This is a genomic window from Salifodinibacter halophilus, assembly GCA_012999515.1.
Classification (GTDB): Bacteria; Pseudomonadota; Gammaproteobacteria; order Nevskiales; family Salinisphaeraceae; genus Salifodinibacter; species Salifodinibacter halophilus.
On sequence record JABEEB010000235.1, the window covers coordinates 1 to 274 of the forward strand.

Consider the following 274-nt stretch of genomic DNA (forward strand, 5'->3'; position numbering starts at 1 on the left):
CTCAATGGCATGTGCCGTCAGCACCGAGCGGGACTTTTCGGTGAATAGGCGCATGCTCAGGCTGGTTAGCGATTGGCGCACTACTACGAACGCTTCAATGGGGGGCACGCGTTCGCCGGTGAGCGGGTCGATATAGTCACTGTGCAACCGAGCTTTCCAGCTGCCCCGCAGGTCCGGGCGTTTCACCAGCCAACCTTGAAAAACGCCCCATGGCCAAGCAAACAAGGAAAAGAGTAATACTGCGCCATACACTACGGTTACGACCGTGCCGAAG

The 274-nt window shown here is 57.7% G+C and carries 1 protein-coding gene; it reads right to left on the reverse strand.

Annotation, left to right across the window (positions count from 1 at the left end):
- A partial coding sequence (locus tag HKX41_11465) for a hypothetical protein (GenBank protein NNC24750.1) occupies positions 1-274 on the reverse strand: 274 nt, incomplete at both ends.